Below are 25192 nucleotides of genomic sequence, written 5' to 3' on the forward strand. Positions count from 1 at the left end.
TCCTATGAAGGGTCGTCGGGGGACCAGTACAGCATGCTCAATATCGTCGGATGTATCACCAAAGACCATGATCCCTGGCTGGTCGGACTGGCCGCCGGGATTTGCGTCCTGGGATTGTCCGCGCTCTTCCTCCTGCACGCCCGGTCGGAGGAATGCGTCGAGGGTCGCCGCCGAAGCTGGCTGGCCTTTGCCGCGATCACCGCCGGGATCGGCATCTGGGCGACGCATTTCCTGGCCATGCTCGCCTATCGGGGGCCCCTGCCGCTGGGGTTCGACCTGTCGCTGACCGTCGTTTCGATCGGGATTCCGATCGCGGGCATCTGGCTCGCGCTGGCCTTCATCGCCCGGCGGCGGGAGACGGGGATGCTGGTGATCGCCGCCACGATCATCGCCGCCAGCATCGCCGCGATGCACTTCGTTGGCATGAGCGCGCTGATCGTGCCCGCCCGCATCCTGTACCGGCCATGGGGCGTCACGCAGGCGATGCTGGGCGCGACGGCCTTCCTCTCGCTCGCGCTGATTGCCCATATCCGGCTGCGCGGGATGACGCGCGCGGTCCTGCCGATCCTCGCGGGCGCGATGGGGGTCGTGATGCTGCATTTCGGGGCGATGGCGGCGACGACGCTCCTGCCCGGCGGGGTGGTGGTCGATCCGACCCTCGAACCGCTCCAGCCGCACGGCCTGGCCCGCGCCGTGCTGGGGGCGACCGGCCTGATCGTCGTGATGATGATCGGCGCGGCCATCCTCGACCGGCGGCTGACCGACCTGCACGGCCTGACCCAGGCGACCCGCGAGGGGATCGCGATCCTGCTGAACGGCCGTATCGTCGAGACCAATGCCCGGCTCGCCGCGATGCTGGGGGTCGAGCCGCAGGCGTTGATCGGCTCCACCCCCGGGGACTGGCTGGAAACCATGGACAGCGTGCCGCTGAGCCTGGCGCACGATCACCCGGTCGAGACGCGCCCCTGCCACGCCTCGATGGAACGCTATCTGGAGGTCGCCTGTCACGAGATCGAATATCGCGGACGACGATCGACCGTGATGGCGGTGCGCGACCTGACCGAGCAGCGGCGGGCGCAGCGCCAGATCGAATATATGGCGGTCCATGATCCGCTGACCGGATTGCCCAATCGCGCCTATTTCGCCCAGGCGCTGGAGGGGGCCATCGCACAGGCCGACCAGAAGGGCCCCTTCGCGCTACTCGCGCTCGATCTCGATCGGTTCAAGGCGGTCAACGATTTGTTCGGCCATGCGGCGGGCGACATGATCCTGTGTCGCGTCGCCCGGATCCTGACCGGCGTGGTCGACGAGGCGGCGGTGGTCGCACGGGTCGGCGGCGATGAGTTCCTGATCCTGCAGCGCGGGGTCGACGATCCCGACCGGGTCCACAAGCTGGTCGCGACGATCCTGGGCGCCTTTGCCACCGAAATGGACCTGAGCCGCGATCCGACGGCGGTCGGGGTCAGCATCGGCGTGTCGCTGTTCCCGCAGGATGCCGCCGACGCCGATGGACTTCGCCACAATGCCGATGTCGCGCTATACCGCGCCAAGACGAGCGGACGCGGCGCGGCGTCCTTCTTCGACCAGGACATGGACCATGCGGTCCGCCATCGCCGCGCGCTCGAACATGACCTGCGCCACGCCCTGCTGCGCGACCAGATGCAGCTGGTCTATCAGCCGCTGGTCTCGACCGAGGGCGCGAGCGTCATCGGTTATGAGGCACTGCTCCGCTGGCAGCATCCCGAGCGCGGCGAGATCGTCCCCGACGAGTTCGTGCCGATCGCCGAGGATACGGGCATCATCCTGCAACTCGGCGAATGGGTGCTGGGCGAGGCCTGCCGCGCCGCCGCTGCCTGGCCCGAGCCGATGACGCTGGCGGTCAACGTCTCCCCCATCCAGTTCCAGCTGCCCAACCTGGCCGAGATCGTCGCCAAGGCGCTGGCCGAAAGCGGCTTTCCCGCGCGTCGGCTGGAGCTGGAGATCACCGAGAACGTCCTGCTCCACGACCGGGAGGGCACGCTGCGGACGCTGCATCGGCTGAAGGCCATGGGGGTCGGGATCGTCATGGACGATTTCGGCACCGGCTACAGCTCGCTGAGCAACCTCCAATGCTTTCCGTTCGACAAGATCAAGATCGACCGCAGCTTCATCTCGGGCGTCACCGATGACGAGGCCGCGCGGTCGATCGTCCGCGCGATCGTCGGGCTGGGCCAGAGCCTGAACCTGCCGGTGGTGGCCGAAGGGGTGGAGACGGCCGAACAGCATCGCATGGTGCTGGAGGAGGGATGCCCCCAGGCCCAGGGTTATCTGTTCGGCCGCCCCGGCCGCCTGCCCGTTTATCCCGCTGCCAGCGCGCTCCGCCGCCGACCATAGACGAAGTAGAAGGCCAGCCCGGCCAGGTTCCAGATGACGAACCGGATGATGGTCGAACTGGGCAGGCTGAACAGCAGATAGATACAGCCCAGGATGGCGAGCGTGCCGACCAGATAGGGCTGCGGGCAGCGGAACAGCCGCTTCGCGTCCGGCGCCTTGCGCCGCAGCACCATCAGGCAGGCGCCGACCGCGATGAAGGCGAGCAGCGTGCCCGCATTGGCCAGCTCGGCGATCTCGTCCAGCCGGAAGGTGCCTGCGACCAGCGCGATCGACAGGCCGGTGACCAGCGTGATGCGGGTCGGCGCGCCGCTGCGCTTGCTGACCACGGCCAGCGACTGCGGCAACAGGCCGTCGCGTGCCATGGTGAAGAAGATGCGGCTCTGTCCGTACATCATGACCAGGATGACCGAAGGCAGCGCGATGACCGCGGCCAGCGCGATCAGATGCGCCGCCTGGGGCTGGCCCAGCGAGCGAAGGACCAGCGCCAGCGGCTCCGGTGAATTGGCGAGCTGCTGGAAGGGCATCGATCCGATCGCCGCGACGGCCACCGCCATGTAGATCAACGTGCAGACCAGCATGGAGCCGACGATACCGATGGTCAGGTCACGACTGGGATTCTTGGCTTCCTCGGCGGAAGTCGCAACCGCGTCGAACCCGTAAAAGGCAAAGAACACGATCGCCGCCGCCGCCATCACGCCGCGCTTGGCACCGTCCACCTCGTGCGCGGCAAAGCCATAGGGCATGAAGGGATGGAGATTATCGCCGTGGAAGGCCGGAAGGGCAAAGGCCACGAAGATGCCCAGCGCCACCAGCTTGATGACGACGAGGACGATATTGAGCGTCGCGCTCTCACGCGTGCCCGCGATCAGCATGCCCATCACCGACAGGGCGACGACCACCGCAGGCAGGTTTACGATGCCGCCGCCATGCGGCCCGGACAGAAGTTCGGGCGGCAAGTGTATGCCCGCCGCCTGTATCCAGCCGACCAGATAGCCACCCCAGCCGACCGCGACCGCCGAGCAGGACAGCGAATATTCCAGGATCAGGCTCCACCCCACGACCCAGGCCAGCGTCTCGCCCAAGGCAGTGTAGCTGAAGGTATAGGCGCTGCCCGCCGCCGGGATCAGCGTGGCCAGTTCCGCATAGGCAAGCGCCGCGCAGGCGCAGACCGCGCCCGCGATCGCGAAGGCCAGGATGACGGCGGGCCCCGCCCGTTCCGCGCCCACCCCAGTCAGCGTGTAGATGCCGGTGCCGACGATCGCGCCGACCCCCAGCGCGATGAGGTGCGGCCAGCTGAGCGTCTTGGCCAGCGCCTGCCCTTCCCCATGCTGGGTCGCGCTGCCCAGCGGTTTGAACGGTCCGAACATGTGAAGCAAAATCCCCCGCCTCGATGGTTTCCATGCTATCCGGCGAGTGCGAACCCGCCCTTCAGGTCCATCAGCGTGGACCGGATATGCGCGTCAAGCAATGATTGAACCCGTTCCGCGTCGCGCGCCAGAAAGGCATCGAGCTGTTCGCGGTGTTCCAGATGCGCGCGGGCATCGCGCCCGGCGGGTTGCAGATGCGCGACGACATAGCGCTCCGCCAGCACCGCCAATTGTCGGATCATGCGGATGGTCAGCGGCCGTCCGATCGGGCGGACCATCGCCATGTGGAATTGCCGGTTGGAGATGGCGACCTGCGCCAGATCGCTGGTCGCGGCGCGGTCCAGCATGTCGAACGCCGCGATCAGCCGCGCCCGGTCCTCGTCATCCGCGACCAGCGCCGCGCGCGCCGCCGCCGCCGGTTCGAGGCGGCAGCGAAGCATGTAGATTTCCTCGGCCCGCGCCGCGCTCAACCGACCGACCAGATAGCCGCGATTGGCGATCCCCTGGAGCAGCCCCTCCTGCTCCAGCCGGGCGAGCGCCTCGCGCAGCGGAATCTTGCTGACCCCCAGTTCGGCGGCCAGCGCGTCCTGCCGGATCGGTCGGTCGCCCCCCAGCGTCCCGGCCACGATCCGTTCGCGGACGATGGCGAAGATCCGGTCCGCCAGCGTCTGCACGACGATGACGCCCCCGCCCCGCGCTCGGCCGTCATCCGGCACCATGTCGCGGGGCGGGAGCGTCGTCGCCATCAGGCGGCCTTGCTCAGCCCGAGGGTCGGGCGGGTCGCGGCGGCCTTTTCGACCATCGCGATCACTTGCGCGCGGCGTTCGCCCTCGAGGACGTAGCGCGGCGGCAGCACGCGCTCCGAACCGCGACCCATGACCTGCTCGGCCAGCTTGATCGACTGGACCAGGTCATGCTCGGCATCGAGGTGGAGGAGCGGCATGAACCAGCGATAGATTTCCATCGCCTTGGCATGATCGCCCCGCTCGAACGCGGCGACCAGTTCGACCGACTCCTTGGGGAAGGCGTTGGTCAGGCCCGAGACCCAGCCCTGCGCCCCGAGGTACAGCCCCTCAAGCGCCACGTCGTCCAGCCCCGCGAACAGGACGTAGCGATCGCCAAAGGCATTGCGGAAGTCGGTGAAGCGACGCGTGTCGGGGGCCGATTCCTTGACCGCGACAATGTTCTTCACGTCGATCAGCGCTTCCAGCACCGTCTGGTCGATGACCGTGCGATAGGCGGGCGGGTTGTTGTAGAGCATGATCGGCAGGCCGACCTGATCCGCCACGCCCTTGAAATGGTTCACCAGCTCATGCGCCTTGGGCACATAGACCATCGGCGGCAGCAGCATCAGGCCGTCGGCGCCAGCCTTTTCGGCAGCCTGCGCATAGCGGACCGCGCGGCGCGTGTCATATTCCGACACGCCGGTGATCACCGGCACGCGGCCGTCGACCGCCTCGACGATCGCGGTCAGCACCGTGACCTTCTCATCATAGTCGAGCGAGTTGTTCTCGCCGACCGTGCCAAGGGCGATGACGCCGGTCACGCCGTCGCGGACCAGATCGTCCACCACGCGCTGCGTGTCGGCGAGATCGATCGAAAGATCCTCCCGCACCTGGGTCGTCACCGCGGGGAATACGCCACGCCAGCCGATGCTCACAATCTGTCTTCCTGCTGTTTATATTTAGATACCGTATACTTTTTAGCAAATCGATCATCGCAGGTCAATCGCGATCATTCCTCATCGGGATAGGGCCCCTTGCCACCCTCCGCGATGAACTGATCGGTGCGCTGCGCGATGACGGGCAAGGGCACATAGCCCAGTTGCAACATCGCATCGTGCCAGGCGCGGATGTTGAACTTCGGCCCCAGCGCCTTCTCCGCCTTGGCCCGCGCCTTCTGGAAGGCGAGCTGCCCCATATAATAGGACAGCGCCTGGCCCGGCCATGCGATGTAGCGGTCGACCTCGGTCTCGATCTCGTGATCCGACAGCGCGGTGTTGTCGTGGAGATAGGCCTGGGCCTGCTCGCGGCTCCATCCCATGGCATGGATGCCGGTATCGACCACCAGCCGCGCGGCACGCCAGGCCTGATAGGACAGCATGCCGAACCGATCATAGGGCGTCTTGTAGAAGCCCATATCCTCGCCCAGCGCCTCGCAATACAGCGCCCAGCCCTCGCCATAGGCCGACAGATAGCTGTCGCGGCGGAAGGCGGGCAGATCCTTGTTCTCGGCGGCCAGCGGCATCTGGAAGGCATGGCCGGGCGCGCTTTCGTGCAGCGTCAGCGCGGGCAGCGCATAGAGCGAACGCGACGGCAGGTCATAGGTGTTGACCAGATAGATGCCCGGACCGCCGCGCCCGGCGGTATAGAAGGGTGCGAGATCGGCGGGCACCGGCTTGATCGCGAACCGGCTGCGCGGCAGGCGGCCGAACCAGTCGGCGGCGATGCCGTCGAAGCTCTTGGCGAACCAGGCCGCGCGGTCGAGCAGTTCCTGCGGCGTCTTGGCATAGAATTGCGGATCGGTGCGCAGGAAGGTCAGGAAGGCGGGGAAATCGCCCGTGAACTTCACCTCGCGCATCACATCGTCCATCCGCGCCCGGATGCGCTTGATCTCCGACAGGCCGATGGCATGGATCTGTTCGGGGGTCATGTCGGCGGTCACATATTCGCGGATCTTCGACCGGTAATAGGCCTTGCCGTCGGGCAGGTCATAGGCCGCCGTGCTGGCCTGCCCGCCCGGCATATAGTCGTTGCGCAGGAAGGCGAGCAGCTTGACATGCGCGGGCAGGACATCGTCGCGGATCGCCGCCTTCGCCTCGGCCCGCAGCGCCGCGACGGTGGCGGGCGCCATGGTGGCGGGCATGGTGCGGAACGGCGCGTAGAAGGGCTGGTCCTCGCCCAGGCCGGCATCGACCACCTGCGCGACGCCGATATCGCGCCCCTTCAGCGTGACGCGCGGCGGGGGTGAAGCCCCGCGCCAGTCCGGCGCGCATATTGCCGATCTGCTGGTCGTAATAGCGCGGCATCTGGTGGAGCATCGCGATATAGTCGCGATACTGGCTTTCCTTGGTGAAGCTGCCCCGCGCCCAGCTGGCGAGATTGCCCCAGAAGCTGGTATCGGCGTTCAGCGGCCTCTCATATTCCCGGAAGCGCTGGGCGGCGAGCAGGGCATCGATCTGGCCGCGATAGACCATGTAATCGGTGCGAACATCGGGCGACAAGGCGTTGATATCGATGCCGTCCAGCGCCTTGGCGGTTGCCTCCCACCGCGCGAGCCGTGCCGCCTGCGCCGCCGAACCGACATCGGGCAACTGGCGCGATCCGGCGCTGCCGCTATCCTCGTCGGCAGCGTTCTGGCTGACCCGCCATTTATACTCCGCCTCGGACAAGGCACGGAAGCGGGCGTCCGCCGCACGCGTCGCCGTCGCCGCTTTGCCACGCGGCTGCGCCGTCGGCGCCTTCGCCTCCCCCGCCCCCGGTACGCAGAGAAGGGCCATTCCCGCCAGAAGCGGTGCGATCCGGTTCGTCATGCTCATACCCTTCCTGCTTCAACCATTCAGTGCCGTGACGTCGCGGTGGAGATCAGCGGGAATCACCACGCCCTCCGCCAGCGAAACCGCCCGCGCCGCATAGCGCCGGGCCGAAGGCAGCCGTGCCCCCTGCCCCGTGATCGCGGCGAACATCGCCTCCGCACGCGCCTGATGTTCGGGCAGAAGATCGCCCAGGAACCCCTTGGGATCGATCGCGATGATCAGTTCGCCGCCCAGGGGCGATCCGCCGCGCCCCGCATCGATGTCGATCGACTCGCGGCTGGTCATGTCGCCGATCAGCGGCCCGGCAAGCAGCTCGACCATCGCCGCCAGCGCCGATCCCTTATGCCCGCCAAAGGTCCGCATCGCGCCCGACAGGATCGCGGCGGGATCGGTGGTGGGACGTCCCTCCGCATCGACGCCCCAGTCGTCGGGCACCGCCTTGCCCGCGCGGCGGTGAAGCTCGATCTCGCCGCGCGCGACCATGCTGGTGGCGAAGTCGAAGACGAAGGGCGGGCCATCGGGGCGCGGCCAGCCGAACGCGATCGGATTGGTCCCGAACACCGGCTCAGCCCCGCCCGACGGCGCGACCCAGGCATGGCTGGGGGTGAAGGCCAGCGCGACCAGCCCCGCCTCGGCCAGTTCCTCGACCTCGGGCCAGAGCGCGGCGAAATGCACGACATTGTTCAGGGCCAGCGCGGCGATGCCGTTCCTGCGCGCCTTTTCGATCAGTGCGGGCTTGCCGGTCTGGAACGCCAGCTGGGCAAAGCCGCCGCCACCATCGACGCGGACCAGCGCATGCGCCGGATGCGACAGGACGGGTTCGGCATCGGGCACGACGACGCCTTTGTTGATGCTGGAGACGGCGACCAGCAGGCGATAAATGCCATGCGACGCGCATCCGTCGCGCTCGCCCGCGACCATCGTCTCGGCCACCGCCTCGGCATGGGCGGGGGCGAGCCGCGCGCCCAGCAGCTTGGCCCGCGCGAGCGACCGCAACTCCGCCAGCGTCATGCGGATGCCGGTCACGCGGTCACGCCCTTCTTCGCGGTGAACAGGCGCATGCCGAAGATCGGCCCCGCCGTGCTGCGGTCATGCGGGACGATGCGGATGCGCACACTCTTCTTGCCCGCCGTCACCCCTAGCGGAAGCGGATATTCGACGTCGAAGAACTGACCAGGCTTGTCGCTTTCCAGATGCTGGGTGGCGACCTTCACATTGTCGACCAGAATGTCGAAGTCGCGCTTGCGCTCGTCGCCCCAATAGGTCGCCTGAAGCACCAGCGGGCCGGGACGCACCGCCATGCTGAACTCGATATAGCCCCCCGACCGCGCATCGCGCCCCTGCCGCCCGCGATAGGAGACGGGATAGGAAATTTCCGAGGTAAGTCCATGATCGCGCTCGGGTTGCATCTCGCCCAGATGCATCACGTCGACCGAGCGCGCGGCGATGTCGCGGGCGCGTGCCTGATCGGCGAGGAAGGCCGCCTCCTCCGCCTTCCATCCCGCTTCGGTGAAGCGCTTGAAATAGACCGCGCTGCGGCGATCATATTGACTGAAGAAGGGGACGAAGCTGAGATCCGCCGGGCGGAATACGCCGCGCGTCGCATAGCGCGCCGGTGCGCCCTCGGCCGGGGTGAAGGCGGCCAGCGGATGCGCGCCGACCATGGCGGGGTCGGGCGAGTTCCACGGCGTTTCGACCGACCCCAGATCGGCGGCCATCACCATCGGCCCGCGCACCACCGCGACCACGCTGTCGTCGCCCGGCGTCGGTTCGACCCGCAATTCCAGCGGCAGGCGGATGGCGACGCTGTCGCCCGCCTTCCACCGCCGCTCGACCACCGCATAACCGCGGTCGAACACCGGCTCGACCGGCTGGCCATTGACCTCCACCACCGCCTGGCCCTGCGTCCAGCCGGGCACCCGCAGCGCCACCGGAAAGCGTCCCGCACGGTCGAGACGGGTGAAGCGCAACGTCGCCTGCCCCTCCATCGGATAGGCAGTGTCGAGCGTGACGGTCGCCCCGCGCCGCTCCCACCGCGCCTCGGCCGGGATATAGAGGTTCACGAGCAGCGCGTCCCCGCCCTGCCAGAAGATCGACTCGCCATGCTTGGCATGCGACTCCATCCCCGAACCGACGCAGCACCAGAAGGCGTCATCCTTGGGCGTCGAGAATTCGCGCGCCATGCCGGTCATCAGCGGCGTCATATAGGTGAAGCCGCCATCCTCCGGATTCTGCGCCGCCATGACATGGTTCAGATGCGCGCGTTCATAAAAGTCGAACAGCGCCGCCTGGGGCTGCCAGCCATAGAGGTGCCGGGTCAGCTTGAGCATGTTGTAGGTGTTGCAGTGCTCGCACGTCTGCTCGGTGATGTGCCGCGCGATCGTGTCGGGCTCCGAGAAATATTCGCGGTCCGCATTGCCGCCGATGACATAGCTGTGATGCTGCGTCACCGTGTCCCAGAAGAAGCGCGCGCCCGCCGCCGGTGCGGGGTTGCCGGTGATCTCATGGATCCGCGCCAGGCCGATCAGCTTGGGCACCTGGGTATTGGCGTGGAAATTGGCGAGCTGATCCTTCCCCGCCACCAGCGGGTCGAGCACCTTGCGGTCATAGATGCGCTCGGCCAGCGCCAGCCACTGGCGGTCGCCAGTCCGCTGATAGAGTTCGGCGAAGCTCTCGTTCAGCCCGCCATATTCGCAGCCCAGCACTTCCTGCATCCGCGCATCGTCCAGCGCGGCGAAGACGCGGGCGAAATAGCCGCCCAGCGCGACCGCGACCGACAGCGCCTGCGCATTGCCCCAGCCGCCATGGATGTCGAGTAGCCCGGCGAACAGCTTGTGAACCGTGTAGAGCGGCGACCAGGACCCGTTGAGGTCGAAGCCGCCCGACTTGATCTTGCCCGCCATGATCTCGGGAAAGATCTCCTCGCCATCGACGATGGTGCCGTCGGGGCGCTTGCGGCCCAGCCCGCCGACATAGCCGTTGCCGCGTTTGGCCTGGGCCTCGGCCAGTTCGGCGACGATATAGTCGGCGCGCCGCCGCATCTCGGTATCGCCGGTCTGCTGCCAGGTCAGCACCAGCGCCGACATGTAATGGCCCAGCGTATGGCCCGCGATCGTATCGCTTTCCCAGCCGCCATAGATCTCCGCCTTGGGCTTCAGCCCGGCATAGAGGCGGAAATTGTGGAGCAACCGGTCGGGATCGAGCCGATGGAGATAGCGCCGGTTGGTCTCAACCGCGGTCGCATAGATGGACGGGCGCAGGCGAACGGCGTTCAGCGGCAGGGGTTCGGCCTTGGCGGGAAGTCGCGAAGCCGGTGCCGCGATCGCGCGGGGCGCCGCACCGATCAAGGCGGCGGTGGCCGCTCCCCGCATCCATTCGCGCCTGCTTGCCCGTACCATCTTGCTCTCCACAAAATACCGTATACCGTTAGCGTTCGTTGGAGAGAGGGTCAATCGCGTTGCCATAACCGGCGAAGCGACACCCGATGAAAGGGTTCTCGATGCGTCGTTCTCCGTTCCGCCTGTTCCCCGTGACACTGGCTCTGCTGTCCGTCGCGGCGGTTCCGGCCCAGAAGGCCGTGCCCCGTGCGACCGGGCCCAAGGCGGCCGCACCCTCCGCCCCGGCGATGCGCGTCGGCGCCTTCCGCCTTAGACTCGATCCGGCCAGCCAGACCGCGCGCAGCCTGTCGCCGCTCGCCGATCCCGCTTTCGACTTCCTGCCGGTCGGTCGGTCGCGGGAGCGGAGCGGCAATGGGTACAACCATCTGGGCGACCTGCACCTGCGGGTCCGTACCGGCACCGGGCCGTGGCAGGATTTCTCCTCCTCGAAGCAACGCGTGCCGGTCCGCGCCCTGCCCGCGAAGGGCGGCGTACTGGCGGCGGCGGACATGACCGCGACGATGGGCCCGGGACTGCCGCTGCGCATCGTGCGCGAATGGACGAACGCGGCGGGCGCGCCGGGGCTGGCCTTCACGCTGACCAACACAAGCGGCGAGACGGTGGAGATTGGCGGGCTGGGCCTGCCGATGGTGTTCGACAACATCATCACCGACCGCACGCTCGAACAGGCGCATACCCAGGCGAGCTTCGCCGATCCCTATATCGGTCGCGACGCGGGCTATGTGCAGGTGACGCGGCTGAACGGCGCGGGCCCCGCGCTGCTGGTCCTGCCCCAGGCCGCAACGCCGCTGGAGGCCTATGTTCCGATCCCCACGGTCCGCGAGACCGGCGGCAAGGCGGTGATCGCCGAGGCGAGCCCGCGCGCCCAGACGTCGGAGGGCTTTTACGACTGGACGGTCGCCAGCGCCGCCTATGCGCAGACCGACTGGACCAAGGCGGGCGCGCCGTGGAATGCGCCGACCAGCATCCGCCTCGCCCCCGGCGAGAGCCGCCGGATCGGCCTTCGCTTCGTCGCCGCGCCCAGCATCCGGGGGATCGAGCCGACCCTGATCGCGCAGAAGCGGCCGGTCGTCGTCGGCGTGCCGGGCTATGTCGTGCCGAGCGACCTCGACGCGTCGCTGTTCGTCCGGGCCCCCTCGCCCATCACCGGGATCGAGAGCTATCCGGCGGGCGCGCTGGAGGTGACGCGGGCGGCGGGCAAGCCCGGCTGGGAGAAGCTGTCGGTGCGCGGGCGGCAATGGGGCCGTGCGCGGCTGTCGCTGACCTATGCCGACGGCCAGGTCCAGACCATTCCCTATTTCGTCACCAAGCCGCTCGAGCGGACCATGGCCGATCTCGGCCACTTCGCGACGACGCGGCAATGGTATGAGGGCAAGGACGATCCCTTTGGCCGGTCGCCCGCCATCCTGACCTATGACCGCGAGGCGGATCGCATCGTCACCGCCGATCCGCGCGTGTGGATTTCGGGGATGAGCGACGAGGGCGGCGCGGGCAGCTGGGTCGCCGCCGTCATGAAGCAGCTCGACAATCCCGACGCGACCGAACTCGCCCGGATCGAGGAGCTGGTCGACAAGACGGTGGTCGGCCGCCTCCAGGTCGCCGACGGCCCGCATGCGGGCGGCGTGAAGAAGAGCCTGTTCTATTACGACCCGGCCGCCTTCCCCTCTCTCTATCAACCCGCCAAGGACTGGCAGAGCTGGACCTCGTGGAAGAAGGATCAGGCGGACGATCTGGGTCGCGCCTATAATTACCCGCATGTCGCGGCGGGGCATTGGGCACTCTACCGGATCGCGCGCAACCATCCGGGGATGACGCGGGTGCATGACTGGCGCTGGTATCTCGACCATGCCTATCGCACCATCACCGCGATGATGCGCGACGCGCCGCATTATGCGCAATACGGCCTGATGGAAGGAGACGTCTTCGTCGACATCCTGACCGATCTGAAGCGCGAGGGCTGGACCGCCCAGGCCGCCGAGGTGGAGGCGCTGATGAAGGGGCGCGCGGACCATTGGCGGACGCTGCGCTATCCCTTTGGCAGCGAGATGGCGTGGGACTCGACCGGCCAGGCCGAAGTCTATGCCTGGATGCGCTATTTCGGCTATGGCCCGCAGGCCGACGTCACGCGCGAGGTGATATTGGGCTATGACCCGTCCATCCCCAGCTGGGGCTATAACGGCAATGCCCGGCGCTATTGGGATTTCCTCTATGGCGGCAAATATCCCCGGCTGGAGCGGCAGATCCATCATTACGGATCGACGCTGAACGCCATCCCGCTGTTCGATTCGTTCCGGCGCAACCCGGCCGACCTGCATCTGCTGCGCGTCGCCTATGGCGGGTTGATGGGCGGGATCACCAATATCGGCCAGGACGGATCCTCCTCCGCCGCCTTCCACAGCTGGCCCGACCGGATGGAGTGGGATCCGTATAGCGGGGATTATGGCATGGGCTTTTTCGGCCATGCCTATGCCGCCGCCACCTATGTGGTGAACGATCCCCGGCTGGGCTGGCTGTCCTATGGCGGCAACCTGACAGAAGCGGACGGGACGATCCGCGTCGTGCCGAAGGACGGCGCGCGCAGCCGATTGTTCGTCGCGCCCGCCGGGCTCTGGCTGACGCTGGAGGCGGGCAAGATCGCCGAGGCGCGCTACATCCCCGCCACCGGCACGGTGCGGCTGATCCTCGATCCCGCCAGGGCCGACACGCCGCAGGCCCGGCTGTTCGTCGAGACCACGACGACCGGCGGCCGCGCCTATACGCCCGATCGGGGGGTGATGGAGCGCGGCGGCTATTCGGTGCCGTTGGCCGCCGGGCCGACCGAGGTCGTCCTCTCGCCCAGATAAGCGCGCAACTGACGCACCAACGGGCCGTCCGCCGGGGGCATGGGCAACGCGTCCATCGCCTCCGGCGTGCGCCACACCAGCCCGTCCGCCTCCAGCGCGACGGGCTCGCCCGACCAGCGCCGGATCACATAGAGCAGCAGCAGGAGATGCCGGTCGGGCAATATCTCGGTCGCGAAGCCCGCGGGCTCCAGTGCGGCGAGATCGACGGTGATCGCCAGTTCCTCATGGAGTTCACGGATCAGCGCCTCGTCGGCGCTTTCGCCCGGCTCCAGCTTGCCGCCCGGAAATTCCCACAGCCCGGCCAGCGTCTTGCCCGCCGGACGCTGCTGCAACAGCACCCGCCCCTCGCCATCGACCAGCGCCGCGGCGACGACCGGAAAGAGCGGGCGGGCCATGGGTTCGACAGACATTCTTAACCTTTCCTCGTTACGCCATAGAATCGATGAAAGCGCTCGGCCCGATCCTCACCCTGGCACGCGAAATCGCGGCGGACCATCGCGGCGCGACCGCCGTCGAATATGCGTTGATCATAGCCTGTGTCATGCTGGTCATCGTCGCGGCCCTGTCGCAGATCGGCGTGGACCTCCAGGCCGTGTTCGACCGGATCAGTACGACCCTGACCGACGCGACCTGATCCGCGCTCGGCCGGAAACCCGCGAATTAAACTTTCTTCAATGAATACAAGCCTATGAATAACCAGCTGATCCGGCCCTCCGGCTCAGACTGTGACTGGTCAACACGGCATTCAAAGGAATGGAGCCCGGAATGAAGACGATCCGCAAGATGATGAAGGACAGCAAGGGCGCGACGGCGATCGAATATGGCCTGATCGCTGCCCTGATCGCGGTCGCGGCGATCGGTGCGATGCAGACGCTCGGCAACAGCCTGAAGAACACCTTCACCAACGTCTCGACCCGCCTCAACAATTCGTCCAGCGCCAATTGATGAACGGACCCGGCAACCGGCGCCAACGCCGCTTGCAGGATACGAGAAAAAGGGTCGGCGACTGCGTGATGCGGTCGCCGACCCTTTTCGTTTCAGACCCGGCCGTCCAGGCGGCCGACGCCGATTAAAGCCGCCCCATCGCCAGGAACTTGGCGGCACGACCGCGCTTCAGCTCGTCGCGGCCCAGGCCGCCCAGCTCGCCCAGCGCCTTCTCGACCGCATCGCCCAGATTGGCGATCGCCCCCGCCGGATCGCGGTGCGCGCCGCCGACCGGCTCGGCCACGATCGTGTCGATCACGCCAAAGCCCTTCAAGTCCTGCGCGGTCACGCGCATCGCCTCGGCCGCCTCGGATGCCTTGTCGGCGGTGCGCCACAGGATCGAGGCACAGCCTTCCGGGCTGATCACCGAATAGACGGCATGCTCGAACATCAGCACCCGGTTGCCCGCCGCCAGCGCCACCGCGCCGCCCGAGCCGCCCTCGCCGACGATCGCCGAGACGACCGGCACGCCCGCCGCCAGACAGGCCTCAGTCGAGCGGGCGATGGCTTCCGCCTGGCCGCGCTCCTCGGCCTGGATGCCGGGAAAAGCGCCCGAGGTGTCGACCAGCGTCACGATCGGCAGGCCGAAGCGATCGGCCAGCTCGACCAGGCGAATCGCCTTGCGATAGCCCTCAGGCTTGCCCATGCCGAAATTGTGGCGCAGGCGGCTGGCGGTATCCTCGCCCTTTTCATGGCCCAGCACCATCACGCGCTGGCCCCGGAACTGCGCGAAGCCGCCCATGATCGCCTGGTCGTCGCCAAAGGCGCGGTCGCCCGCCAGCGGCACGAACTCGTCGAACAGCCCGGCGACATAATGTTTGAAATGCGGACGCTGCGGATGCCGGGCGACCTGGGTCTTCTGCCACGGGGTCAGCTTGGCGAAGGTATCGCGCAGCAGCTTGTCCGACTTGGCCTGAAGCTTGGCGATCTCCGCGCCGATATCGACCGTCCCTTCGGCGGTCGTGTCGCGCAGTTCGTCGATCCGGCTCTGAAGCTCGGCAATGGGTTTCTCGAAATCGAGGAAGCTCGTTGACATGGCGCTACCGCCTAAGGGCGCTTGTCCCGAAAATCAACGAGCGGGTGGCGGGTGTTGACCAGTTCGACCAGCCGACCCGCCTCGACATGGGTGTAGATTTCGGTCGTCGCGATGTCGGCATGGCCCAGCATCGCCTGCACCGCGCGCAGATCGGCGCCCCCGCCCAGCAAATGGGTGGCGAAGGCATGGCGCAGGACATGCGGGCTCACCCGGTCGGGCGGGATGCCCGCCTCCGCCGCCAGCGCCTTGACCAGTTGATAGAGGCGGATGCGCGAGAGGTGCTTCTTGCCGCCGGGAAACAGCCAGGGCTTGTCCGCCGGGACATGCGCGCGCCACGCCGCCACCGCCGCGCGCGCGCGGTCGGAGATCGGCACCATCCGCTCGACCCCGCCCTTGCCGCGTAGGATCAGGAACGGCCGGTCGGGATGGATGGCGTTGCGGGGCAGCGCGACCAGCTCGCTAGCCCGCAGGCCGGAGCCATAGAGCAGCTCGATCAAGGCCGCTAGCCGCAGGTCGGCGGGGGCCGGATGCGCGGCCGTCACGCGCTCGCCGATCGCGGCGAACAGCCGGTCGATATCGGCATGGCTCAGGATCTTGGGGAGCGCGCGCCGCTGGCCCGGTCGCGGCAGCACCGAGGAAGGGTCGTCCTCGCGCATCCCCTCTTCGTACAGAAAGGCATAGAAACGTCGCAGCGCCGCCGCCTTGCGCGCCACGGTGGCGTTGGCCAGATCGCACCAGCCGTCCGCCAGCCGCCGCAGCGCCGCCTCATCCGCGTCGGCCAGCCCGCCGATCGCCTCGCCCGCCAGCCGCAGATCGGAGCGATAGGCGGCGACGGTGTTGCCCGCCGCCCCCGCCTCCGCCGCCATCATCTCCAGGAAACGGTCGATCAGCGCCCGGTCGGTCAGTACGGGGTCGGTGGCGCTCATGCCCGCGCGATCGCCTCCGCCGCGATCATCCGCGCCTCGCCGTCCAGCCCGACGCTGCGCAGCGCCTCGACCATGCGGTACAGCGCCTGGGGCGGCACGCCGCTCCAGCTGCCGGTCTGCATGCCGATCGCGCAGAGCAGGACGACCATGCCGGTCTGCCCGTCGGCCACCGCCTGTTCCAACGCCTCGGTCCAGGGATTGCGCTGGCCGATGCGGACGTCGAAGGCTTCGGCCCCGCGCTCCATATCGGCGGCGGACAGGCGGCCGAGCCCGGCCATCCCCGCGAAGAACAGCCGCTGCTTCAACCGCGTGTCGCCGCCCGTACCCGCATAGCCGGTGATGCGGTCATACGGGACCTGACCCTGCTGCTCGGGATCGGTCAGCTCGATCATCGCCCAGCCATCGCCGCCCTGCTTGACCGCGCCGTGCCAGCGCGCTGCGCTGCGATCCAGTCCGGCGGACAGCATCGAGGCGACCAGCCGGTCCGCCTCCTCGCCATCGTCCACCACCGGCAACCGAGCCGCCGCCCGTGCGGTCAGGATCAACCGGCCATAGGGCGTGCGTACGCCATCCCCCCAGAGCGAACGGATCGCGCTCAACCGCGCCCCCGCATCCCCGGCGGCATAGGCATTGCGCAGATCGTCGGCGATCGCGCCCTGGGCGCGGCTGGCCTGGTCGTTATCGGCCAGCGCCGCATAGAAATCGACCAGCGCGACGTTGGAGAGCACGCCCATCGCCGCCGCCTGATCGACCACGCTCGCGCGCTCGGTGGCTGGGACGGCAGGCGATGTCGCCAGCCAGCCGCGCACCTGCGGGCCGACATAGGACAGATAGTCTTCGGGGATCGACACGCCGGTCGCGGTCGACAGGCCGAAGCGCCAGGTCGTCAGCCGGTCCGCGCCGCTCCACTCGATCGTCACCGCCCGGCGACCATTGCCGCCCGACCCGATCAGCTTTTCGGCCAGCTTCAGGTCGAAATCGTCGGCGGCGCGCTGTCGCCGGACCTGCCGGACGATGGCGATGCCACGCGCGGCATCGCCCGCCAGCGCGTCGCACATGCCCTGCGCGACGCGGTATCCGACCAGCCCGGTCACCGCCGCACCGCGATCCGCCAGCGGACAGAGCCCGGCCGGATCGCTGGACGCCAGCAGCGCGTTGATCGCGACCTGATAGAGTTTGGGCGTATAATTGGCCGTATCGACCGACTGGACGACCGCGCGCGCGACCTGCGCCTCGCCCATGCGCAGCAACAGCCAGGCGCGTTCGGCGGCGAAATCCGCGCCGTTCACGCCATTCGGGGTCGTCAGCTGCGCGGCCAGCGTCCGGCGCAGCAGGATCGACATCCAGCGCGACGGCAGCGGGGCGGACAGGCGCCGCATCAGCGCCTCGGCGACGCGGCCATCGGCCCCGGCGAACATTTCCGGCCCCATCGCGCCCTCGCGCGGCCCGGCGGGCCCGACCAGCGCCAGCGACCGGCGCGACGAAGCGGGCAGCTCATATTCCGCCAGCGTCCGCGCATCCATCGCCGGGGTCGGCGAAGGGGATGGCGTGGGGGTCGGAACCGGGGTCGACAGCGATTCGATCAGCGCGCCGACCGGGTCGGCCTGGGCCGGAGTCGGCGCGGGCGACGGCACCGCGACGGGCGTCCCGCTCGCGACCGGACGCGGCGTGGCGCGGGGCGTCGCGGTGCCACGCGGCGTCGGCCGGGGAGCGCCCGGCGCGCTCGGCTGGCCGAACCCCGGCGGGAGCAGCGATTCGGGACGATCCTGCGCGGCGGCCAGCGCGGCCGCGCCGGCCATCAGAAGCGCGACGGCCCTCGGCACATGGCGGAGGGCGCGACGACGCTTATTGCAGGTTGCCAAGCGAGACCGCCTTTTCGACCTGCGTCACGGGCCGTTCGGTCGCCCGGCCCGAGAGCAGGAACAGCCCCCCGACAATGACGACGAGCAGGACGATAAGCGATACGACCATACGGGACATGAAACGCAAAACCTTATAATGGACCCGTGAAAGCCCGGTCGGTGTTGCCGGGCGCGCGCCCGCTGTATAGCGCAGAGTGCAATGTTGCAAAGCCACAACCCCGTTGATGCAAGCTGGACCGGTTCGCCGATCGTGCTCGTCGGCCTGATGGGCGTGGGCAAGTCGACCGTGGGCCGCCGTCTGGCGAATCGGTTGCGCGTGCCCTTCGTCGATGCCGACCACGCGATCGAACAAGCCGCCGGCATGAGCGTGACCGAAATCTTCGAACAATTCGGCGAACCCTATTTCCGCGACGGCGAGCGGCGCGTGATCGCGCGGCTGGTCGATGGCCGTCCCAAGGTGATCGCGACCGGCGGCGGCGCGTTCATCAATGACGAGACCCGCGCACTGATCCTGGAACAGGCGACCGCCATCTGGCTGAACGCCAGCCCCGAGGTGCTCGCCGAGCGGGTAAGGCGGCGCGACACCCGCCCGCTGCTGCGCGGCAAGGACCCGCTGAAGGTGCTGCGCGAGCTCTCGGCGGTCCGCAATCCGATCTATGCGCTCGCCCCCATCCACGTCTCCAGCAAGCGCGGCCCGCACGAGGCCACCGTCAACGCCATATTGAAAGCCATCGGACGATGAAGACCGTCACCGTGTCGCTGGGCGACCGCAGCTATCCCATCCATATCGAGGCCGGCCTGCTGGCGCGCGCGGGCGAGATACTGGCGCCGCTGTCGCGCGGCCGCACCATGGCGATCGTCACCGACGAGAATGTTCGCCCGCACCTGGCCATGCTCCAGGCGTCGCTGGCCGATGCGGGCGTCGTCAGCGAGGCGATCATCCTGCCGCCGGGCGAGAAGACCAAGAGCTGGGCGATGCTGGAGCGGGTCTGCGACCGGCTGCTCGAACTGGGGGTGGAGCGGTCGGACCATGTCATCGCGCTGGGCGGCGGGGTGATCGGCGATCTGGTCGGTTTCGCCTGTTCGATCGTCAAGCGCGGCTGCCGCTTCGTCCAGATCCCGACGACGCTGCTGGCGCAGGTCGACTCGTCGGTCGGCGGCAAGACCGCGATCAACACCTCGGCGGGCAAGAACCTGATCGGCGCGTTCCACCAGCCCGCGATGGTGCTGATCGACCCGGCCGTGCTCGACTCGCTGCCCGCGCGCCAGGTGCGCGCCGGTTATGCCGAGGTCGTCAAATATGGCCTGATCGACGATTTCGCCTTTTTCGAATGGTGCGAGGCCAATGCCCCTGCGCTGCTGGCGGGCGATGCGGAGGCGCGGGTCCATGCTATCGCGCATTCGGTCGCGGCCAAGGCGCGGATCGTGGCGGCGGACGAGCATGAGACGAACGGCATCCGCGCGCTGCTCAATCTCGGCCACACTTTCGGCCATGCGCTGGAGGCGGAGGCGGGGTTCTCCGACCGGCTGCTCCATGGCGAGGGCGTCGCGGCGGGCTGTGCGCTCGCCTTCCGCTATTCGGTGCGCAAGGGGATTTGCGAGGGGCAGGATGCCGAGCGGGTCGCCGCGCATCTGCGCGCGGTCGGCCTGCCCGACGGCCTCGCCGCCGCCGGGATCGATGCGCCGTCCGCGACGTTGGTCGAGCATATGAAGCACGACAAGAAGATGGCGGCGGGCACCCTGCCCTTCCTGCTCGCGCGCGGGATCGGGCAGACCTATCTCGACAAGACGGTCGATCTGGTCGACGTGGCGGCGTTCCTGGACACGGAAGCGCGCTGATGCCCAATGGCGTCCGCAAGCAGGACCTGCCGAGCAAGACCTGCCCGGCCTGCGGACGCCCCTTCACCTGGCGCAAGAAATGGGCGCGGGATTGGGATCAGGTCGTCTATTGCTCGGATGCTTGCCGCAGGAAGCGGTAAGGTTTTCGCTTGGCCTTCGACTGCGCTCGGGCTGAACGGGTCAGGCCATTCTCACCTCCGTTCGGCCTGAGCGAAGTCGAAGGCCACGTCCCACCCTATCCCCGCACCGCCTTCCCCGCCGCCAGCGCCCGCTCGCGCCCCTCGCGGTGGCCGATGATCTTGGCCGGATAGCCCTTGGGCCGCCGTCCCGCCTCGTCGGGATCATGGATCACCGCATCGGACAGGTCGCGCAACTCCGGCACCCATTGACGGATATAATCCCCCGCGTCGAACTTCTCCGACTGGCTGAGCGGTGCCATGATCCGGCCGAACATATTGGCGTCGATTCCGGTCCCCGCCACCCATTGCCAGTTCACCGAATTGTTGCCGTAATCGGCATCGACCAGACAGTCCCAGAACCAGCGTTCGCCTTCGCGCCAGTCGATCAGCAGATGCTTGATCAGGAAGGAGGCGGCGATCATCCGCACCCGGTTGTGCATCCATCCGGTCGTCCAGAGCTGGCGCATACCGGCATCGACGATGGGGTATCCGGTCCTGCCGGTCTGCCACGCCTTGAGGTCGGCCTCCGCCGCCTTGCCCGTGCGCCAGGGCAGCCGATCGAACGCCTCGCGCCCGTTGCGATCGGCATAATCGGGCAGCGCCATCACCACGCCATCGGTGAAGTCGCGCCACGCCAGTTCCTTGCGGAACGTCTCGGTATCGCCATGCCGGTCGAGCGAGTGCCACACCGCACGCGCCGACACCTCACCGAAATGCAGATGCGGCGACAGGCGCGAGCTTCCTTCCTCGGACGGCATGTTGCGCGCGGTGTCATAGACCGAGGCCTTGGCCCCGAAATCCGCCATCCGCTCGCGCGCGGCCGCCTCGCCCGGTTCCCAGTCCTGACCGAAGCCGGTCGACCAGTCGGGGCTGGTCGGTAGCAGCTTCCACTCGGCCAGCGCATCGCCCTCGGGCCATGCCTCCGGCGCAACGAGCTGGTCAGGCGCGTCGAGCGGATGGGCGGGCGGCATATGACCCTGCAAGCCCTTCCAAAAGGCCGCATAGATGCGGAACGGCTTGCCCCCGCCCGTCGTCACGCATTCGGGGCGGGCCAGGTGATTGCCGTCATGCAGGGTCAGCACGTCGCCCAGTTCGTCCTCGGCCGCGCGCCACCAGGGTTCGTAATGGCGGATGGCATGGACCTGCGCGGCGCCCGTCTCCTCGACCAGCGCGCGGATCGCCGCGACCGCCGACCCGCGCCGCAGGATCAGGCGACTGCCCAGCGCCTCCAGATCCTTGCCCAGCGAGGTGAGGCTGTGATGCAGCCACCAACGCTGCGCGCCGCCGATCCGCCAGTCGCCGGGCGTCTCATCGTCCAGGATATAGACCGGGATGACCGGCCCCGCCTGCGCCGCCTCCAGAAGCGCGGGCTGATCGTGAAGGCGGAGGTCCTGGCGAAACCAGACGATATGCGGGGATGTCATGCAGCCGTTACGTTTCGATCCCGTTCCGGTTCCCCGCGTTCCGGTCGCCGCGCCAATCTCTGGCCCAGCGTCATGAGCGCGGTGACGTGCCGCTCGGCAATGGCCATCGCATCGTCGCCATAGCCGCCGCCCACCGTGCTGGCGAGCGGCAGCGCGTGCGCCAGCGCCAGGTCGGCGATCAGGTTTTCGCGCGCGACCAGCCCCGCCTGGCTGAGCGACAAGCGTCCCAGCCGGTCGTCGACGAAGGGATCGACGCCTGCCTGATACAAGATAATGTCCGGCCTATGCTCGGCGAGGAACGGGCGCAGCGTCGCGTCCAGCTCGGCCAGATAGCCGTCATCGTCCACCCCGTCGGGCAATCCGACGTCCAGCGTCGAGCGCGCCTTGCGCGCGGGGAAGTTCTTTTCGGCATGGATCGAATAGGTGACGATATCGGGCCGCCCGGCGGTCAGCGCCGCTGTGCCGTCGCCCTGGTGCACGTCGCAATCGACGATCGCGACACGCCCGACCGTCCCCTCCTCGACCAGACGCACCGCCGCGATCGCGAGGTCGTTGAACACGCAATAGCCCGCGCCCGTCGTCGCCAGCGCATGATGGCTGCCCCCGGCGGTGTTGGCGGCAAAGCCATGCTCCAGCGCCAGCATCGCCGCCGTCCAGCTTCCCCCCGGCACCGCCTGCGCCCGAAACGCGACCTGTTCGGTGACGGGAAAGCCGATCCGCCGCGTCTTGTCCGGCGGCACCCGCGCCTCCAGCACCTCGGCGACATAATCGGGATCGTGCACCGCCTCGAGCCAGCGGCGCGGCATCGGCAGCGGCTCGGTCCAGGCGACATCATCCCCCTTCGCACGCAGCAGGTCGCGGATCGCGCCATTCTTGCCCCAGCGATAGGTGGAGCGGGCCGGGGCCTCCGTCACATAGGACGGGTGATGGACGACATGGATCATGCGCCCTAGTTAGGAAGCCATGACCCGCGATAGGAGGGCCCCGGCCCCGTTGCCCGAACTGCGCGCCGATGTTGCCCGCTTCCTCGGCTATTACAACCGCCTGCCCGGCCCGCCGCAGCATGAACTGGGGCCCGAGAGGGCGCGACAGATGATGCGCGCGGCGCGCGACCTGACCGATCCGCCGGTCGGGCCGCTCGGCACCGATCGGTCCTTCACGATCGAGGGCCCGACGGGCGGGATCCCGGCGCGGCGGTTCGATCCGCGCGAGGAGCGCGCGCCCGGCCCGGTCGTGCTGTTCTGCCATGGCGGCGGCTTCGTCATCGGGGATATTTACACCCACGCCTCGCTGGCGGCCGAGATGGCGCGGCGGCTCGACCTGCCGGTCGTGTCGGTCGATTACCGCCTCGCCCCCGAACATCCCTGGCCCGCCGCGCCCGAGGATTGCGAGGCCGCCGCGCGCTGGCTGGCGGGACAGCCGGGTACGACCGGGTTGATCGTCACCGGCGACAGCGCGGGCGGGACGCTCGCCACCGTCACCGCCATGGCGCTGCGCGACCGGCCCGCCGCCGTGCCGGTGATCGCGCAGGGGCTGCTCTATCCTGCGACCGACATGGGCCGCGCGCATCCGTCCTTGCGCGATTTCGCCGAGGGGCATTTCCTGACGCGCGCGATGCTGGACTGGTTCGTCGCCTGCTATGCCGCCGACCTGGGCGATGTCCGCGCCGCCCCGATGCGCGGCGACCTGACCGCCATGCCGCCCGCCGTCATCGTCACCGCCGAGTGCGATCCGATCCGCGATCAGGGCCGCGCCTATGCCGCCGCGCTGGCGCGCGCGGGCGTGCCCGTCACCTTCCGCGAGGCGCGGGGCACGATCCACGGCTTTGCGACGCTCCGCAAGGCGATCCCCTCCGGCGTTGCCGACCTGACCGGATTTCTGCTTGCGTTGCGCGCACTGATCGCCGAGGCGATGGGGCATAGCGAAATGGGACAACAGCCATGACCGACCTTCCCTATCGCCCCTGCGCGGGCGTCATCCTGATGAACCGCGACGGCCGGGTCTTTGTCGGCCAGCGGATCGATTCGACGCTGGAGGCGTGGCAGCTGCCGCAGGGCGGGATCGATCCGGGCGAGGATGCCGATGCGGCGGGGCTTCGCGAGTTGTTCGAGGAAACCGGCGTCACCGCCGACAAGGTCGAACTGATCGCCAGGGCCCCTCGCGAGCTGACCTATGACCTGCCCGAGGACATGATCGGCAAGGTGTGGAAGGGCAAATGGCGCGGCCAGCGGCAGATCTGGTTCCTCTATCGCTTTCTGGGCGAGGACGGCGACATCCGCATCGAGACCGAGCATCCCGAATTCCGCGCCTGGCGCTGGGCCGAGCCGGAGACGCTGCCCGCGATGATCGTGCCGTTCAAGAAGGCGCTGTACGAGGAACTGCTGGTCGTCTTCGCGGCGCATTTCACCGCAGGCCACGGGGCCCGCGCCGTTTCCGCGGAACCGCCAAAGGCGTAAGGCACGAACCATGAAGACCCGGCTGTTGCTGATCCCCATGGCGCTCGGCCTGCTGGCCAATGCCGAGCCGAACGATCCCGACCCCGCGCTGATCCCGCCGCCGATCCGTGCCATGCTGGAGGCCGCGATCGCCAGCGGGAACGAGACCGAGATCACCACGGTCGTCAAATATGCCCGCAACGCCGTGCCCGAGGCCGCCGACGCGATCGATGCGATGGCCGATGTCTGGCGCGACGAAAAGACCGCCAGCCGCAGCCGGACGCTGCGCGAGGCGACCTTTTTCGACCTGTGGCATGGCCGCGTCGAACTGGGCGGGTTCGCGACGACGGGCAACAGCCAGAATCTGGGCCTGACCGGCGTGCTCGACCTGACGCGCGAGGGGCTGCAATGGCGGCACAAGCTGCACGTCCAGGGCGATTATCAGGAGAGTTTCAACGTCACCAGCCGCGAACATTATGTCGCGTCCTACGAACCCAATTACAAACTCAGCGCCAACAATTACGTTTACGGCGCGGCGCAATATGAAGGCGACCGTTTTCTCGGCTATTTCAACCGTTTCTCGGCTTCGGCGGGTGCGGGTTACAGCGCGATCCGGAAACCCCGCATGACGCTGGACGTCGAACTCGGCCCGGCGTTCCGGCATACCGAGTTCACCGACGGCCGGATCGAAAGCGCGCTGGCGGCGCGCGGTAATCTGAACTTCGTCTGGAAACTGACCCCGGCCATGTCGCTGACCCAGAGCGCCTCGGCCTATCTGCAGAAGTTCAACAGCACGATCGGCACCAATTCGGCGCTGAACGCCAAGGTGTTCGGGCCGCTCTCCGCGCAGATTTCGTACAATGTCCAGTATGAAAGCCAGCCGCCGGCGGGCCGCCAGACGACCGACACGATCACCCGCGCCTCGGTGGTGTACAGCTTCTGACGCGGCGGGGGGTTCACCTGCCCCCATGGCATGGCATAGTCTCGCGCG

The 25192-nt window shown here is 68.2% G+C and carries 23 protein-coding genes and 1 pseudogene; 10 read left to right on the forward strand and 14 right to left on the reverse strand.

Translation table 11 applies throughout. The features are described from left to right. The first annotated feature begins 33 nt into the window (after positions 1 to 33). The gene (locus QE363_RS13285) at positions 34 to 2373 is read left to right on the forward strand and encodes an EAL domain-containing protein (protein ID WP_309695968.1); all 2340 of its coding nucleotides are present in this window, start codon (positions 34 to 36) and stop codon (positions 2371 to 2373) included. Here the strand turns inward: QE363_RS13285 and QE363_RS13290 are convergent. The 7 genes and pseudogenes from QE363_RS13290 to QE363_RS13320 all read right to left on the reverse strand — a co-directional run bounded on the left by QE363_RS13290 (position 2337) and on the right by QE363_RS13320 (position 10646). After that, entirely contained in the window at positions 2337 to 3740 is a 1404-nt protein-coding gene (locus tag QE363_RS13290) for an amino acid permease (RefSeq protein ID WP_309695970.1), read from the reverse strand. The genes QE363_RS13285 and QE363_RS13290 overlap by 37 nt on opposite strands. A 35-nt stretch (positions 3741 to 3775) precedes the next feature. Next, positions 3776 to 4486: a GntR family transcriptional regulator gene (locus QE363_RS13295; RefSeq protein ID WP_309695971.1), complete on the reverse strand. Its 711-nt coding sequence runs from the start codon at positions 4484 to 4486 to the stop codon at positions 3776 to 3778. Beyond that, the gene (locus QE363_RS13300; protein WP_309695973.1) at positions 4486 to 5400 is read right to left on the reverse strand and encodes a dihydrodipicolinate synthase family protein; all 915 of its coding nucleotides are present in this window, start codon (positions 5398 to 5400) and stop codon (positions 4486 to 4488) included. Before QE363_RS13300 ends, QE363_RS13295 begins: the two co-directional genes overlap by 1 nt. 74 nt (positions 5401 to 5474) lie before the next feature. Then, positions 5475 to 6659, reverse strand: a complete 1185-nt coding sequence (locus QE363_RS13305; RefSeq protein ID WP_309695975.1) for a DUF885 family protein — start codon at positions 6657 to 6659, stop codon at positions 5475 to 5477. Positions 6660 to 6738: 79 nt separating this feature from the next. After that, positions 6739 to 7278 (reverse strand): annotated as a pseudogene (locus QE363_RS13310) (DUF885 family protein); the annotation flags it as partial. Positions 7279 to 7290: 12 nt separating this feature from the next. Next, complete coding sequence (locus QE363_RS13315; protein ID WP_309698200.1) at positions 7291 to 8286, reverse strand: Ldh family oxidoreductase; 996 nt, start codon at positions 8284 to 8286, stop codon at positions 7291 to 7293. 11 nt (positions 8287 to 8297) lie between these two features. After that, positions 8298 to 10646 (reverse strand): glycoside hydrolase family 127 protein, encoded by a 2349-nt coding sequence (locus QE363_RS13320; RefSeq protein WP_309695977.1) that lies wholly within the window; start codon positions 10644 to 10646, stop codon positions 8298 to 8300. Positions 10647 to 10774: 128 nt separating this feature from the next. Here QE363_RS13320 and QE363_RS13325 point away from each other — a divergent pair, with 128 nt between their 5' ends. Further along, a complete protein-coding gene (locus QE363_RS13325; RefSeq protein WP_309695979.1) occupies positions 10775 to 13516 on the forward strand; it encodes a DUF5695 domain-containing protein in 2742 nt (913 codons plus the stop codon). On the opposite strand, the gene QE363_RS13330 is transcribed toward QE363_RS13325, so the two are convergent. After that, positions 13462 to 13926: a (deoxy)nucleoside triphosphate pyrophosphohydrolase gene (locus QE363_RS13330; RefSeq protein ID WP_309695981.1), complete on the reverse strand. Its 465-nt coding sequence runs from the start codon at positions 13924 to 13926 to the stop codon at positions 13462 to 13464. The two genes, QE363_RS13325 and QE363_RS13330, sit on opposite strands and share 55 nt — an antisense overlap. 32 nt (positions 13927 to 13958) lie before the next feature. On the opposite strand from QE363_RS13330, the gene QE363_RS13335 reads away from it, so the two are divergent. Then, positions 13959 to 14150, forward strand: coding sequence for a Flp family type IVb pilin (locus QE363_RS13335; protein WP_309695983.1), 192 nt, complete (start codon positions 13959 to 13961; stop codon positions 14148 to 14150). Between the two features lie 131 nt (positions 14151 to 14281). Continuing rightward, positions 14282 to 14461, forward strand: a complete 180-nt coding sequence (locus QE363_RS13340) for a Flp family type IVb pilin (RefSeq protein WP_307099319.1) — start codon at positions 14282 to 14284, stop codon at positions 14459 to 14461. A 124-nt stretch (positions 14462 to 14585) separates the two neighbouring features. On the opposite strand, the gene QE363_RS13345 is transcribed toward QE363_RS13340, so the two are convergent. The 4 genes from QE363_RS13345 to QE363_RS13360 are packed head-to-tail and all read right to left on the reverse strand — an operon-like array spanning position 14586 to position 18442. Beyond that, positions 14586 to 15536 (reverse strand): acetyl-CoA carboxylase carboxyltransferase subunit alpha, encoded by a 951-nt coding sequence (locus QE363_RS13345; RefSeq protein ID WP_309695985.1) that lies wholly within the window; start codon positions 15534 to 15536, stop codon positions 14586 to 14588. 11 nt (positions 15537 to 15547) lie between these two features. After that, positions 15548 to 16462 carry a tyrosine-type recombinase/integrase gene (locus QE363_RS13350; protein WP_309695987.1) on the reverse strand — a complete coding sequence of 305 codons (915 nt, stop codon included), beginning with the start codon at positions 16460 to 16462 and terminating at the stop codon, positions 15548 to 15550. Beyond that, a complete protein-coding gene (locus QE363_RS13355; protein WP_309695989.1) occupies positions 16459 to 18261 on the reverse strand; it encodes a hypothetical protein in 1803 nt (600 codons plus the stop codon). The genes QE363_RS13350 and QE363_RS13355 overlap by 4 nt, the downstream gene beginning before the upstream one ends. 46 nt (positions 18262 to 18307) lie before the next feature. After that, positions 18308 to 18442 carry a hypothetical protein gene (locus QE363_RS13360; RefSeq protein ID WP_307099327.1) on the reverse strand — a complete coding sequence of 45 codons (135 nt, stop codon included), beginning with the start codon at positions 18440 to 18442 and terminating at the stop codon, positions 18308 to 18310. Between the two features lie 81 nt (positions 18443 to 18523). Here QE363_RS13360 and QE363_RS13365 point away from each other — a divergent pair, with 81 nt between their 5' ends. The 3 genes from QE363_RS13365 to QE363_RS13375 are packed head-to-tail and all read left to right on the forward strand — an operon-like array spanning position 18524 to position 20303. Further along, entirely contained in the window at positions 18524 to 19066 is a 543-nt protein-coding gene (locus tag QE363_RS13365; RefSeq protein WP_307099329.1) for a shikimate kinase, read from the forward strand. Continuing rightward, positions 19063 to 20163 (forward strand): 3-dehydroquinate synthase, encoded by a 1101-nt coding sequence (aroB, locus tag QE363_RS13370; protein ID WP_309695991.1) that lies wholly within the window; start codon positions 19063 to 19065, stop codon positions 20161 to 20163. Before QE363_RS13365 ends, aroB begins: the two co-directional genes overlap by 4 nt. Continuing rightward, positions 20163 to 20303, forward strand: a complete 141-nt coding sequence (locus QE363_RS13375) for a DUF2256 domain-containing protein (protein WP_183950758.1) — start codon at positions 20163 to 20165, stop codon at positions 20301 to 20303. The genes aroB and QE363_RS13375 overlap by 1 nt, the downstream gene beginning before the upstream one ends. A gap of 95 nt (positions 20304 to 20398) precedes the next feature. Here QE363_RS13375 and QE363_RS13380 read toward each other — a convergent pair whose 3' ends face one another. Both QE363_RS13380 and QE363_RS13385 read right to left on the reverse strand, forming a co-directional pair. After that, positions 20399 to 21766, reverse strand: coding sequence for a deoxyribodipyrimidine photo-lyase (locus QE363_RS13380; protein WP_309695993.1), 1368 nt, complete (start codon positions 21764 to 21766; stop codon positions 20399 to 20401). Beyond that, positions 21763 to 22710 (reverse strand): histone deacetylase, encoded by a 948-nt coding sequence (locus QE363_RS13385; protein ID WP_309695995.1) that lies wholly within the window; start codon positions 22708 to 22710, stop codon positions 21763 to 21765. The genes QE363_RS13380 and QE363_RS13385 overlap by 4 nt, the downstream gene beginning before the upstream one ends. A 19-nt stretch (positions 22711 to 22729) precedes the next feature. On the opposite strand from QE363_RS13385, the gene QE363_RS13390 reads away from it, so the two are divergent. The 3 genes from QE363_RS13390 to QE363_RS13400 are packed head-to-tail and all read left to right on the forward strand — an operon-like array spanning position 22730 to position 25144. After that, positions 22730 to 23710 (forward strand): alpha/beta hydrolase, encoded by a 981-nt coding sequence (locus QE363_RS13390; RefSeq protein WP_309695997.1) that lies wholly within the window; start codon positions 22730 to 22732, stop codon positions 23708 to 23710. After that, positions 23707 to 24222, forward strand: coding sequence for an RNA pyrophosphohydrolase (locus QE363_RS13395; RefSeq protein ID WP_309695999.1), 516 nt, complete (start codon positions 23707 to 23709; stop codon positions 24220 to 24222). The genes QE363_RS13390 and QE363_RS13395 overlap by 4 nt, the downstream gene beginning before the upstream one ends. A 10-nt stretch (positions 24223 to 24232) precedes the next feature. Beyond that, positions 24233 to 25144: a YdiY family protein gene (locus QE363_RS13400; RefSeq protein WP_307099344.1), complete on the forward strand. Its 912-nt coding sequence runs from the start codon at positions 24233 to 24235 to the stop codon at positions 25142 to 25144. The last annotated feature ends 48 nt before the right edge of the window (positions 25145 to 25192 follow it).

This window comes from Sphingomonas sp. SORGH_AS_0870 (genome assembly GCF_031453175.1).
Lineage (GTDB): Bacteria > Pseudomonadota > Alphaproteobacteria > Sphingomonadales > Sphingomonadaceae > Sphingomonas.